12 protein-coding genes are annotated in these 12,735 nt (G+C 68.5%); 2 read left to right on the top strand and 10 right to left on the bottom strand.

The features are described 5' to 3' along the window. Positions 1–1,415: aconitase family protein (locus ACRDUX_RS23835; RefSeq protein ID WP_526417142.1), on the top strand; the 1,415-nt coding region annotated here is incomplete at its 5' end. On the opposite strand, the gene ACRDUX_RS23830 is transcribed toward ACRDUX_RS23835, so the two are convergent. Continuing rightward, positions 1,370–2,500, bottom strand: coding sequence for a glycosyltransferase family 4 protein (locus tag ACRDUX_RS23830; RefSeq protein WP_526417140.1), 1,131 nt, complete (start codon positions 2,498–2,500; stop codon positions 1,370–1,372). The genes ACRDUX_RS23835 and ACRDUX_RS23830 overlap by 46 nt on opposite strands. A 109-nt stretch (positions 2,501–2,609) precedes the next feature. Here ACRDUX_RS23830 and ACRDUX_RS23825 point away from each other — a divergent pair, with 109 nt between their 5' ends. After that, positions 2,610–3,311, top strand: coding sequence for a DsbA family protein (locus tag ACRDUX_RS23825; protein ID WP_526417138.1), 702 nt, complete (start codon positions 2,610–2,612; stop codon positions 3,309–3,311). On the opposite strand, the gene ACRDUX_RS23820 is transcribed toward ACRDUX_RS23825, so the two are convergent. The 9 genes from ACRDUX_RS23820 to ACRDUX_RS23780 form a co-directional block, all read right to left on the bottom strand. Further along, positions 3,272–3,820 (bottom strand): DUF3592 domain-containing protein, encoded by a 549-nt coding sequence (locus ACRDUX_RS23820; RefSeq protein ID WP_526417136.1) that lies wholly within the window; start codon positions 3,818–3,820, stop codon positions 3,272–3,274. The two genes, ACRDUX_RS23825 and ACRDUX_RS23820, sit on opposite strands and share 40 nt — an antisense overlap. Further along, entirely contained in the window at positions 3,817–5,463 is a 1,647-nt protein-coding gene (gene menD, locus ACRDUX_RS23815) for a 2-succinyl-5-enolpyruvyl-6-hydroxy-3-cyclohexene-1-carboxylic-acid synthase (RefSeq protein WP_526417146.1), read from the bottom strand. The genes ACRDUX_RS23820 and menD overlap by 4 nt, the downstream gene beginning before the upstream one ends. Before the next feature lie 25 nt (positions 5,464–5,488). Continuing rightward, entirely contained in the window at positions 5,489–6,271 is a 783-nt protein-coding gene (locus tag ACRDUX_RS23810; protein ID WP_526417134.1) for an alpha/beta fold hydrolase, read from the bottom strand. 128 nt (positions 6,272–6,399) lie between these two features. Beyond that, positions 6,400–7,158 carry a DJ-1/PfpI family protein gene (locus ACRDUX_RS23805; RefSeq protein WP_526417144.1) on the bottom strand — a complete coding sequence of 253 codons (759 nt, stop codon included), beginning with the start codon at positions 7,156–7,158 and terminating at the stop codon, positions 6,400–6,402. Positions 7,159–7,165: 7 nt separating this feature from the next. After that, complete coding sequence (locus ACRDUX_RS23800) at positions 7,166–8,176, bottom strand: GlxA family transcriptional regulator (protein ID WP_526417132.1); 1,011 nt, start codon at positions 8,174–8,176, stop codon at positions 7,166–7,168. 20 nt (positions 8,177–8,196) lie between these two features. Further along, entirely contained in the window at positions 8,197–9,342 is a 1,146-nt protein-coding gene (locus ACRDUX_RS23795) for an LLM class flavin-dependent oxidoreductase (RefSeq protein WP_526417131.1), read from the bottom strand. 46 nt (positions 9,343–9,388) lie between these two features. Then, complete coding sequence (locus tag ACRDUX_RS23790; protein WP_526417129.1) at positions 9,389–10,348, bottom strand: o-succinylbenzoate synthase; 960 nt, start codon at positions 10,346–10,348, stop codon at positions 9,389–9,391. 18 nt (positions 10,349–10,366) lie between these two features. Continuing rightward, positions 10,367–11,935 (bottom strand): long-chain-fatty-acid--CoA ligase, encoded by a 1,569-nt coding sequence (locus tag ACRDUX_RS23785; protein ID WP_526417127.1) that lies wholly within the window; start codon positions 11,933–11,935, stop codon positions 10,367–10,369. Positions 11,936–11,965: 30 nt separating this feature from the next. Further along, a partial coding sequence (locus ACRDUX_RS23780) for an amidohydrolase (protein WP_526417125.1) occupies positions 11,966–12,735 on the bottom strand: 770 nt, incomplete at its 5' end.

Genomic DNA, 12,735 nt, shown 5'->3' with positions numbered 1-12,735 from the left:
GGCCCGGGCTCACTAGCCTGACCGCGATGGACCGCCACGTCATCGCCAACATGGGCGCCGAACTCGGCGCCACCACGACGGTGTTTCCCAGCGACGACGCCGTACGCGGCTTCCTGCGCGCCGAGGGCCGCGAGGACGACTGGGTGGAGTTGGCCGCCGACGACGGCGCCGGCTACGACGTCGAGGAGACCATCGACCTGTCGAAGATCGAGCCGCTGATCGCCAAACCCTCGTCGCCGGGCAACGTCGTGCCCGTGCGCGAGGTGGCCGGCGAGCCGGTCGCCCAGGTGGTCATCGGCTCCAGCGCCAACCCGGGGTTGCGCGACTTCGCCATCGCCGCGGCGATGGTCGACGGGCGGCAGACGCCACCGGACGTCAGCTTCGACGTCAACCCGACCTCGCGCGAAATCCTGACCGACCTCACGATGATGGGTGCCACGGCATCTCTGGTGATCGCGGGCGCCAGGATTCACCAGGCGGGATGCATGGGCTGCATCGGCATGGGCCAGGCCCCCGCCACGGGGCACAACTCGCTGCGCACGATGCCGCGGAACTTCCCGGGCCGGTCGGGCACCAGGGAGGACAAGGTCTGGCTGTGCTCGCCGGAGACCGCCGCGGCCTCGGCCCTCACCGGAGTCATCACCGATCCGCGGGACTGGGCGCGTGCCGAGGGCATGAGCTATCCGCCGCTGAAGCTCCCCGAGCAGAACAGCATCAACACGGCAATGCTGGTGCCGCCGACCGAACCCGAAGAGGCCAGCGGCATCACACCGATCAAGGGCCCCAACATCTCCCGGCTGCCAGACTTCGAACCACTGCTCGACGAGTTCGAGGCGCCCGTACTTCTCAAGGTGGGCGACAACATCTCGACCGACGAGATCTCCCCCGCAGGCGCACGGGCCCTGCCCTTCCGGTCCAACATCCCCAAGCTCGCCATGTTCAGCTTCACCCAGATCGACGAGACCTACCCCGACCGGGCACTGGAGACCGAGAAGACGGGCCACATCGTGGTGGGCGGGGAGAACTACGGCCAGGGCTCATCGCGGGAGCACGCGGCGATCACCCTTCGATACCTCGGGCTGCGTGCGGTCATCGCGAAGTCGTTCGCCAGGATCCATTGGCAGAACCTCGCGAACTTCGGGGTGCTGGCCCTGGAGTTCATCGACGGCGACGACTACGACGGCGTCGACCAGGGCGACTCACTCGCCCTGACGAACCTCTACGAGGCACTGGGCGGCACCGACCCGATCACCGTTGAGAACGTCACGAAGAAGTCGTCCTTCCAAGCACGACACCGACTTTCACCCCGCCAGGTGCAGTACGTGCTGGCCGGCGGGCTCATCCCGCAGCTGGCGCGCGCCGACGGCGATCAGGCCGCCGCGCGGCCCCGACGCTCGCCAAGCACCGCCTCGTAGTGGACGAGCAGCTGCTGGCACACCGCGGGCCACGTCGTGGCGAGCACGCTGCGACGGGCGGCCAGCGAATACCGCTGCCGCTCGTCCAGCAGGTGGTCGACGGCGGTGGGCAGCCTCGTCTCGAAGTCGGCGACGTCGAGCAGCAGCCCAGTCTGCATGGGGGCGATCAGGTCTCGCGGCCCGCCGGCATTGGGAGCGATGACCGGGACGCCCGAGGCCTTGGCCTCCTGCACGGTCTGGCAGAACGTCTCGTGCTCGCCGGTGTGGACGAAGACGTCCATGCTCGCGTATGCGGTCGCCAGCGCGGGGCCGTAGAGCGCGCCAGTGAAAACGGCTGACGGCATGAGCCTTTCGAGCTTCTGCCGGTCGACGCCGTCCCCGACGATCACCACCTGCAGGTCGTTGCGGCCCGCCAGCACCGCCAGCCTCTCGACGTGTTTCTCCGGCGCCAGCCTGCCGACGAAGCCGACGACCGGCCTACCCGGCGGCGACCAGCGCGCCCGCAGTGACTCATCGCGTGCCGACGGGACGTAACCCGTGACGTCGACTCCGCGCCCCCAGCGGTGTACGCGTAGAACATCATGGGCGACAAGGTCTTCCATCGCCGACGTCGATGGCGCCAGGGTGCGGTCGGCCTTGCCGTGCAGGTGCCGGGTCCACGCCCAGGCGGCCCGCGACATCACGCCGACGCCGTAGCTCTGCGCGAAACCCGCGACGTCCGTTTGGAACACGGCCACCGTCGGCACGTCCAGATGGCGGGCGGCGAGAAGTCCGCCGTAGCCGAGCAGCGCCGGTGACGCCAGGTGCACCACGTCCGGACCGAATCCGCGCAGCACGCCGACCATCCGCGGCCGCGGCACGCCGAGGGGTAGCGACGTGACCTTCGGGAACATCTTCGACGGCACCCGGTGGACGCGGACCCCGTCGTGAATCCGGTCGGCGGGTGGCTCGCCGCGCGGGGTGTCCGGGGCGATGACGAGAACTTCGTGGCCCGTGCGGCGGAGATGCTCGATCACCCGAAGCACCGAGTTGGTGACACCGTTGACATTCGGGAGGAATGACTCTGCGACGATCGCAACGCGCACGACGAAAGCATGACAGCACCGCCTGTCCGAACGGTTGCCAACAGGGATATGGCAGGGAAAGAGTCATACTGTGATTCGTTCGAGAATCCGACCGAGGGAGGTGGCCACGATGCGACTACCGCGATTGGTCGTGATGCTGACGATGACCCTTCTCCTGGTGGTGACGGGGTGTTCGCGCGGTATCAGCGGGTCCGCCGTTGGCGATCTCAACCCACCTCTGGTCGAGGTCACCGAGGACCAGTACGGCATCCGGGCCGGTCTGGCGGACGCCCCGGTCCAATTGGAGCTCTACACCGAACCGCAGTGCACGCACTGCGCGGAGCTGCAGAAGGACTTCGGCGACGAGTTCGCCTACTACATCGGCACGGGTCAGCTCGCGATCACCTACCGACCCCTGACGTTCCTCGACACCCCATCCACCGATGAGCACTCGGGGCGGGTCGCCAATGCCCTGTTCGCGGCCGCCACCCCCGGCGGTGCGCCGAAGAAATCGACCACCGGACGTCAATTCCAGCGATTCGTCGAAGAGCTATGGGCGAACCAGGAGCCCGGCGGCCCAGGGCCGAATGACGGGGAGCTGGCCGACTTCGCCCGCAAGGCGGACGTTCCCGGCTTTCAGGCGCGTGTGATCGAGCAGGGCGCGAACGTGAAGAGCAAGGACGACCTGGCCGACATGGAGTCGACGAACTTCGAGTTCCTCTACGAGGTCGATCCGGTCAACACCGGCACCCCAACGATTTTCGACCTCACGGCAGGCGAGAAGGTCGACATCTACGACAACGACTGGCTTTCCAAGGTGATGGAGTCCTGACGGTCCAGCCGGCGCTGCACGAACGCCAGCAAGCCAAGCGCCGCGCCCGCCACCAACCATCCGACGATCGCTATCGACGCCGCGGGGATGATCGCCAGCGACGCGTTGCGGTGCTGCACTCGGACGAGGTCGGGGTTGTCCTTGTCGTATTCGACGTAAATCCGCATGCCCGTATCCAATTCGGACGGATACAGCACGCCGAGCTCCGGTCGATAGGTCACCCGGTCTGGCGTGACGAACTCGATGGTCGAACGTCGCGGGCCTGCGTCGAGGACCTCCGCGGCGGCGACCCCCATGTTGGATTCGATCTGATGATCGTTGCGCCAGGCGCCGAGCACCAGGAGTAACGATTGCAGGGACACCAGGCAGGCCAGGATGACGACGGCAACCCTGAGCCGCCGGATGATCCGTTGCGGCCGGGTTTCGCTCGGGTCGCCGTACAGATGGGGAATCAGGCTCTGCCACAGGGCCTTCGACCACAGAATCGCGCCGTTGATCACGGCATTCACAACGCCGCCCTGATCGATGCGTGCAACGCCCGTAGCGACGAGCGGTCGGCCTTCACCTCCAGAACCCGCATGCCGTCGAAGGATTCGCGGAGCGCCTCGCGGAGACCGTCGATCTCGACCTGACGGGAGTCCACGTGATAGGCGCGGCACAGGGCGCCGACGTCGACGTCGTGCGGGGTTCCGAAGATGCGTGAGGACACGTCGGAGAAGCGCGGATCGCCCTGCTCGAGCAGCTCGAAGATGCCGCCACCGTTGTCGTTGGACACCACGATGGTGAGGCTCTTGGGCGTCGGCTCGGTGGGTCCGATCAACAGGCCGGAGCTGTCGTGGACGAAGGTCAGGTCGCCGATCAGTGCGATCGTGCGCGGGACGTGGTCACCGCCGGAGCGCTCGTGGGCCAGCGCTGCGCCGATCGCCGTCGACACCGTGCCGTCGATCCCCGCGACCCCGCGGTTGGAGCGCACCTGGATGCCCTTGGCGTTCAGGCCGACCAGCGCCGCGTCGCGCACGGGATTGGACGCGCCCAGGACCAGCTGATCACCGTCGCGCAGCTCGTCGGCGACCGCCGCCGCCACGTGCAGGCCCGTCGTCAGGGGATGCGCCTTCAGTTGCACGCGCACCGCCTCGACGGCGTGGGCGTTGGCGTCGGTGCAGCGGCGCAGCCACGCCGGATCGGGCGTCCCCGCGGTCACCGCGCGGGTTCCGGTGGCCTGCGAGTTGCCGGACACGTCCGGCCAGCGCGGGCCGGTCGTGAGCGCGAAGACCGGCACCGACGGGTCGGCCAACAGCGTCGATACCGGGCGGTGCAGCGTCGGGCGGCCAAGCATGATGACCTGCTGGGGCCGCAGCGTCGACAGCGCCAACGGGTGCAGCGGGTTCGCTGCAGGCGGCGCGGTCGGCTCGGCGACGGTCGGCAGCCCGGCCAGGTTGGGGTGTACGCCTGCGCCGTGCCCGGCGATCACGACGGTGTCCGGGGTGAGGTCGATGTCCAGCGGCTGATCGAAGGTCACCGGCGGCGAGTAGGTCCACGGTCGGCCGTCGGGCCTGCCTGCCGGGGCGTAGTCACCCGTGCCGTCCACGCCGGGCACCAACGGTTCGCGCAGCGGTATGTCGAACTGCACCGGCCCCGCGTTGGCGGTGCGAGAACCCGTGGCGGCCGCGAGAACCCGGCACGTCGCCGAGCGCCACTGCGCGTTGAGGGCGGCCATCTTCTCCGACGCCCCCTCGGCCAATCCGAGGCTGATGGTGGCGCGGACCTGGGCGCCGAAGTAGCCGAGCTGCTCCATCGTCTGGTTGGCGCCGGTGCCGAGCAGGTCGTAGGGCCGGTTGGCGCTGAGCACCACCAACGGCACGCGGGCATAGTTGGCCTCGGCGACGGCGGGCCCCAGGTTGGCCACGGCCGTACCCGACGTCATGGCGACACAGACCGGCGAGCCGGCAGCGACGGCCAGCCCGATCGCCAGGTACCCGGCGGTGCGCTCGTCGATGCGGACGTGCAGCCGAAGACGCCCGGCACGGTCGGCGTCGTGCAGAGCGAACGCCAGCGGTGCATTGCGAGAACCCGGGCACAGGACGACGTCGCGGACACCACCGCGAATGAGTTCGTCGACGACGATGCGCGCCTGCGTCGTCGAAGGGTTCAAGCGTTCCGCCACGTCAACAACTGTGTCATACCCCTGCGCCGAAGAATTCGAGCACGGCGGCGTTGACGACGTCGGGCCGCTCCAGGAATCCGAGGTGCCCCGTATCGGGTATCTGCAGGTAGCGGCCTTGTGGAATGGCGTCGGCGACCTCCCGACCGAGGTGCGGTGGGAGCACCAGGTCGTCGGCGAACCCGATCACCATGACCGGCGCCGTGATGTTCTGGTAAGCGGGCAGCCGATTGCCCTCCGGCGAGATTCTGAGCTGGCTGCGCAGCCCGGGCGTCGGCTTGACCGGCCACATGGTGAACATGTCGATCCAATCGCGGACGGCTTGCTCGTCGTTCAGGGTCTTCGGCGAGAAGTTCTCCAGCAGCCGCACCTTCGCGCCGAACTTCGGGGGGAGGTCGATCCCTGCCTCACGGAGTTCGAACTCCGCGGAGCGGAAGAAGTCGCGGGTGTAGTCCTCGCGGCCACGGGTGGCCATCAACGCCGCCGCGGTCACCAGGTCGGGCCTGGCCAGCATCAGCTCCTGGGCGATGAACGATCCCATCGACACCGAGACGATCCGGACCGGGCCCGCGTCGAGCTTCTCGATGAGCTTGGCGGTGTCGAAGACCACCTGCTCGGTGGTGAAGCCCTGGGCCTTCTCGGTGGCGCCGACGCCGCGATTGTCGAACGTGATGACCCGGTAGCCGGCCCGCTGGAACGCCGGAACCTGATGCAGGTGCCACGTTCGGCCTGCGCCCCCCTGGCCCGCGATGAACAGGACGGGGTCCCCCGACCCGCGGTCGTCGTACGCCAGATTCACCCGGCCGACCCTACTTGGGGCGGTCCGAGGTGTCCCAACGGCGACAGCGCGACCGCGAGTTCTGCGTCAGGGTCCTCCCCCGGCTCGATTGACGACCCTCGTGCAGAAATCGGCGACGGGAGCGCACGTTAGCGCGCGAAACCTGCTGGTCGACGCTTCTTGCCGCGACTGCGGGCCGCGCGTATCGCCTGATCCCACAGCAGCAGCGTGGTGGCCTTCAACTGCGCAGGCTGCAACAGGTCCTTCGACAACATCGCGGCGGCAGACGCCTTGGTGGCCGCCGATGCCTTGGACAGGTGGCCGGAGTCGAATGGCGGCTGCGGGTCGTATTCGATGGCCAACTGGATGGCCATGGCCTTGGCCTCGCCAGCGATCTGGCCGGCCAGCCACATTCCGAGGTCGATGCCCGCGGAGACGCCGGCACCCGTGACGATCTTGTTGTCCGACGAGCTCTCCGAGAAGACGATCCGCTCGTCGCTCACCGGTGTCACGCCGAACGCCTTCAGCGTCGGCACGGCCATCCAGTGCGACGTCGCACGCTTGCCCTCGAGCAGACCGGCGGCGGCCAGGATCACCGATCCGGAGCACACCGAGGCCGTCCACGCCGCAGTCCCGTGGACCTGCCGCACCCACGCGAGCAGCTTCTCGTCGCGGGCGTGCTCGAAGGTCGTCATGCCGCCCGGCACCAGGACGACGTCGGGCGACGGTGTTTCGTCGAACGAGTGGGTGGCGCCGACGACGAGCGCGCCGGAGTCCGCCGTGACGGGCCCCGGCTCGTGCCACACGAAGCGGACGTCCGCGTCGGGCAGGTTGCGCAGCACCTCGTAGGGGCCGATGAAGTCCAGGGCGGTGAAGCCGGGGTACAGCACGATGGCAATCTGCATGATCTCTCCTCTAGGCGAAGGTCTTGCGGTACTGGTCGGGCGAGATGCCCATGCGTCGAACGAAGTTGCGCCGCATGGTCTCCGCCGTGCCGAAGCCGCACCGCCCTGCGATGGCGGTGACGGTGTCGTCGGTCTCCTCGAGCTGCCTGCGCGCCGCTTCGGTGCGCACCCGCTCGACGTACGTCCCCGGCGCTTCACCCACCTCGTCGGTGAACACGCGGGTGAAGTGGCGGGGACTCATGGCCGCACGCCGGGCGAGATCGGAGACGCTGTGTGGCCCAGCGGGTTCGGTTTCGATGGCCTCCTGCACGCTCCGGATCGGTGCGCGCTTGGCCCGCGGCATCCACACCGGCGCGGCGAACTGCGTCTGCCCGCCGGGCCTGCGCAGATAGAGCACCAACCAGCGGGCCACCGTCTGCGCGATCTCGGTGCCGTAGTCGTCCTCGACGAGCGACAAGCTGAGGTCGATGCCCGCCGTCACACCGGCCGCCGTCCACGTCTTCGGCGAACTCCGCAGGAAGATCGGCTCGGGATCGACTGTAACAGCGGGGAATTCGGCTGCCAGCTGGCTGGCATACGCCCAGTGCGTGGTCGCGCGGCAACCGTCGAGCAGACCCGCCTGTGCGGCAAGGAACGCGCCCGTGCACACGCTCACGACCCGGCGGACGTTGGGCGCGGCCGCCTGGATCCACCCGATGAGGTCCTGGTCGCGGCGCGCGGCCTCGGTGCCGAAGCCACCGGGCAGGACGATGGTGTCGCATGCCTGCTCCGGGCCTGGTAGCGGTTTCGCCACGATCTCCAGCCCGGTGCCCGTGCTGATGGAATGCCCGTCGACGGCGGCGATCGTCACCTCGTAGCCATCGTCGTGACGGCCCTGCCCCGCCAGGCACAGCGTGGCGCCGGTGAAGGCCTCGAACGGGCCGACCAGGTCTAGGGCCTGTACACCCTGGAACCCGACGAGCACCACCGATCGCTTCACACGTTCGAGTGTCGCCCGCCGGGCTCGTGGCGTCCATGCCATGCACCCCTCGGATCAGGACATCACAGCTTCTTGAGCCGGTGCACGATCCTGGCGAACGCCGGCATCGCGGCCAGCCCGGTCCGCAAGCTGCGCTGCATGACGCTCGCGTTGGCCAGCACCAGGTAACGAACACCGTGGTCACGCCACGCTGCGGCCTGTTCGATGACCTCCTCCGGTGGACCGTTGAGGACCATGTCGCGAACGACACCCTTCGGCACGGCCTTGACGTGCGACAACGCGGTCTGCTCGTCCATGTCCTGCGGCAGGATGTCCTGCGCGCCCGCGAAACCGACGCCAAGGGGGTGCTGCGCCCCGTGCTCGGCGAAGAACTCATCGGACGCCAGCAGTCCGCCCGCTCTGATCACTTCCGACTCCAGCGCCTCGTCGACCTCGCTGCGGCTGCGACCCGTCACAACGAGGATCCACATTGCGGGTGTGATGGCCATGGGATCGCGGCCCGCGTCCGACGCGGCAGTGCGGACCACCTCGAGCCGTCGAGCGTATTCCTGCGGCGAATGCGGAAAGCCAGGGAAGTACCCGTCTGCGTAGCGCCCGGCGGCGCGCAGCATGCGGGGCCCGTGCGCGGCGACCCAGATCTCCGGCCATCGTCCCTTGTACGGCGGCAGGTCGAAGAGCGCGTTGCGCAGCGGGAAGTACGGCGAATCGCGGTTGACCAGTTCACCATTGGAGTCCCACAGCGCACGGATCGTGGCCATCGCCTCCTCGAAGCGTGCGACCGGCTTGGACCAGTCGACGCCGTACGGCTCGTTGCCCTCCCGCTCACCGGTGCCGATGCCGAGAATGGCCCGGCCCTTGGTGAGCAGCTGCAGCGTCGCGGCGGCCTGCGCGGTGACGGCCGGATTGCGCCGGCCGGTGTCGGTGACGCCGACCCCGAGACGCAGGCGGCCGACGCGGTTGCGCGCGGCGAGGTGGCCGAGCATCGTCCACGGCTCCAAATATGCGTCGGCAGTCGGCAGGATCTTCGCAGCGCCGCAATACGCCGGCTTCCACAGCGACCGCGGAAACAGCGCGTTCAGGTGATCGGGCACCCAGAACGAGTCGACGCGACTGGCGACCGCACTGAGATACGAGGCCCTGGTGAAGCTGTCCACCGCAGGCCGGGCCGCGATGATCGGGTCCATCAGACCGACACGAAATTCCCCCATTTTGACCCCCCAGTCAATTCCCAGGGTTCAGTGTGCCAACGCGCGGTTACAAGATCAATGGGTGGCAGATCTTGATCCGCGCGATCCACCAGTCCCGTCGCTCGGGTGCGGCGGCCAGTGCCGACAGCCGGGCGGGGTCGGGGACGACGGGACCCACCCGCAGCCTGCCGTCCTCGGGCACGACCGGCTCGGTGACGTCCTCGACGAAGAGTCCCCCAGTGCCAAGCCCGCAGGCGTGGCGAAGCTCGGGTAGGCACGCGGCGGCCAGCAGACCCCTCGACATCCCGACGGCGGAATCCAGGGCGCTGGACACGACGATGGGAATGTCGATCTGCCGGGCGATGTCCAGCAGCCGCGCCACTCCGCCGAGCGGCGCGACCTTCACCACCGCGACGTCGGCCGCCTTCGAGCGCACGACGTGGAGCGGGTCGTCGGCCTTGCGGATGCTCTCGTCCGCAGCCACCGGCACGTCGACGAGACGGCGCAGCTCCGCCAGCTCCGGCACCGTCGCGCAGGGCTGTTCGACGTACTCCAAGGGTCCGTCGGCGGTCAGCGCCAGGCAGGCGGCGGCCGCCTCGGCGACGGTCCAGCCGCCGTTGGCGTCCACCCGCACCACGGGAACCAAATCGCGAACCGCGTTCACCCTGGCGACGTCGTCGGCCAGCGTCTGACCCGGCTCGGCGACCTTCACCTTGGCCGTCCGCGCGCCGGGAAAGCGGGCCAGCACCTCGGGCACCCGCGAAGCCGCCACCGCGGGCACCGTCGCGTTGATCGGGATCCAGTCGCGCAGGGGTGACGGCGGCTCGACGTACGCCGCCTCGATCCCCGACGCCAGCCAGTGCGCAGCCTCGGCGGGGCCGTACTCGACGAAGGCGCCGAACTCCCCCCATCCCGCCGGGCCGTCGAACAGCGTGACCTCGCGAACGTCGATGCCGCGGAAGCGAACCCGCATCGGCAGAGCAACTACGTGCAGTCGGTCGAGCAGGTCGTCGATGGCAGGTGTCACGCGTCCATCCTGCCCCCGTCAGACGGTCGCGCGGTCACGCCCCTCCCAGTACGGCTTGCGCAGATCCTTCTTCATGATCTTGCCCGTGGGGTTGCGCGGCAGCGCGTCGACGACGTCGACGGTCTTCGGGCACTTGTAGGCGGCCAGATGCTCACGCGCCCAAGCGATCAGGTCCTTGTCCGAGACCTCGCCCTCGAGCGCGACGACCGCCTTGACCGCCTCGCCCCACTTCTCGTCGGGGACGCCGATCACGGCCACCTCCGCCACTGCCGGGTGTTCGGCAAGCACGCGCTCCACTTCGATCGAGTAGATGTTCTCGCCGCCGGAGATGATCATGTCCTTGAGCCGGTCCTCGACGAAGATGTAGCCGTCCTCGTCGACCCTGCCGATGTCGCCGGTGCGAAACCACCCGTCGGAGGTGATCGCCTCGGACGTCGCGTCGGGGCGGTTGAGGTAGCCCTTCATCAATTGCGGTGACCGGAACCACAATTCGCCCTGCGCGCCGGCGGCCACCTCCTCGCACGTGTCGGGGTCGACCACCCGCACCTCGGCGTTGGGCACCAACGTCCCTGCGCTGGAGAGCCTCTCGGGATGCTCGGTGTCGCGATGCGCATCCGGCAACAGGTGACTGATGACACCGCACAGTTCGGTCAGCCCGTAGGCCTGGATGAAGTCGGTGTTCGGCCAAGCCTCCAGAGCGGCACGCAGCAACGGCAACGGCATCGGGGACGCGCCGTAGGAGTATGTCTTGAGTGCGCCGAACAGCTTGACGGCGTCCTCCCCCGAATCCAGCACCTTCGCCAATACGGCGGGCACCAGGAACGTACGGTTGGCGCCCTTGAGGATCGCCCCCGCGAGCGCTGCGCCGTCGACGTCACGCGTCACGATGCTCGGTACGCCGTTGTGAATACCGAGTTGGGCGTAGGACGAGCCGCCGACGTGGAACAGGGGCATCGACACCATGTTCTTGTCACCCTCGTCGAACTCGAACCCCTCCTGCCCGTTGACCGTGTGCGCGATGAGATTCGCCTGCGTCAGCGCCACGCCCTTGGGCCGCCCCGTGGTGCCGGACGAGTACATGATGATGCAGACGTCACCCGATTCGACCTCGGGCGAGCGGTCGACCGGCGTCGCCGCTACGAGCATCGCCTCGTACTCGTCGCCGTCGTCCCCATTGGGGGTCAGCTCGACGACGTGTTCGACGGCTCCCAGCTTGTCGCGGATCTTGTCGATCGACGGCTTGAGGTCGGCACCGACGACCAGCAGCTTGGCGCCGGAATCGTTGATGACGTAATCCATTTCGTCGGCGGCAAGCCTGAAGTTGATGATCGCGTTGGCCGCTCCGAGCGAGGCGGCGGCGAGCGTCAGCTCCAGGCACGCGGGATGGTTCTTGTCGAGGAAGGCGACGACGTCGCCGCGCTTGACGCCCCGTTCGGCCAGTGCGCCCGCGAGGCTACGGATGCGGTCGTCCCACTGCGCCCACGTCCACGTGCGCTCGAAATAGGTAACGGCTTCCGCGTCGGGCTGGGTCTGCGCCCAGTGGGCCGTGCGCTCGTCGAGATATCGGGGATCAGCCAGGTCGGACATGACACGAGCGTGCCACGACGAAGACCGCCGTCAGTCAGATTTGGCAAACACGCGACGCCCCGCGAGATAGGTTGCGCGCACCTCGAGGTCCGCGACGTCCTCGGGGGGCACCGACCTCGGATCCGCGGAGAGCACGACGAGGTCCGCGTACTTGCCCACCTCCAGCGAGCCGATGACGTCGTCGGAGAACAACTGCCACGCCGCGTCCAGCGTCTGCGCGCGGATGGCCTGCTCGACCGTCAGCCGCTCCTCCGGACCCAGCACCTTTCCGCTTGGCGCGATGCGGGTGGCGGCGACGCTGATGTTGCGCAGCGGTTCCTCTGGCGTGACGGGCGGATCGTTGTGCAACGAGATGCGCATCCCGGTGGCCGCGGCCGACCCGGCGGGCATCCACCGCGATCCGTGCTCTTCACCGAAGAGTCCGTCGACGAGGATGTCCCCCCAGTAGTGAATCTGGTCGACGAAGATGCTGCACGTGACGCCCATGGCGTGGGCGCGCTGCAATTGCGCATTCGAGATGGCGCCGACGTGTTCGAGCCGCAGCCGGTGATCGTCGCGCGGGTTCGCCTGCAGCGCTTGCTCATACACGTCGAGGATGGTGTCAACCCCGGCGTCGCCCTGCACGTGGCACGCCATCTGCCAACCGAGCGGGAAGTAGGCGCCCACGATCTCGGTGAGCTGCTCGCGCGTGTAGTTGGCGTGCCCACACGAACCGGGCACGACGCCGATGGTGCGGGTGGCCTCGGTGTCCAGATACGGGAACGTCAGGTCGATGTTGCCGATCCACGGTGAGCCGTCGA

Origin of the sequence: Mycobacterium sp., assembly GCF_050701675.1 — a bacterium.
GTDB lineage: Bacteria > Actinomycetota > Actinomycetes > Mycobacteriales > Mycobacteriaceae > Mycobacterium.
The sequence above is the reverse complement of the archived record's forward strand: the minus strand, read 5'-3'. Positions and strand labels throughout refer to the sequence as shown.